Source organism: Polaromonas sp. UBA4122 (genome assembly GCA_002381615.1).
Classification (GTDB): domain Bacteria; phylum Pseudomonadota; class Gammaproteobacteria; order Burkholderiales; family Burkholderiaceae_C; genus Polaromonas.
Genome location: DFWY01000164.1, coordinates 37,006 through 37,485, shown reverse-complemented (window position 1 = coordinate 37,485; position 480 = coordinate 37,006). Strand labels below are relative to the sequence as shown.

Annotated in this window: 1 pseudogene; it reads right to left on the bottom strand. The window is 61.5% G+C overall.

The window, feature by feature from the left end:
- Positions 1-480 (bottom strand): annotated as a pseudogene (locus B3F77_RS19770) (transposase); the annotation flags it as partial.

Genomic DNA, 480 nt, shown 5'->3' with positions numbered 1-480 from the left:
GTAGCCACCCGCCTGGCGTTGCAGCGTCTTGCCTTCGGCGGCGAAGGTTTGTTTGAGGACAATGCCGCAGCGCTTGGCCGCTGCCACCACTTTGCGCCGGGAAATTTCGAGCAGGCGGCTGTCCACCGGATGGGCGATGGCCTTTTCCTGGACCGTGGTGTCAACGATGACGCGTTTGAACTCGCTTTTCTTGACGGCCCCGACATCCACTGCGGTGTGGATGGTGGCGCTGAGCAGCTCTTCCAGGCCGGCCTCGCCCAGAGCGTGGCGCGAAAGCGTCCGATCTGGGTGGCGTCACACGGTGGGCGAGGATCAAAATATTCCAAACCGCCAAAGTGCTGCCAGTAGACGTTCTCGGCAAAGCGCTGCACCAGTTCTTCGTCGCTGAGATCGAAACTGTTCTTGAGCAGGGTTAGCGCAATCATCAGGCGCATCGAGAGTCTGGGGCGGCCGGCATTGCTGGCTTTGCCGCCGCTGACT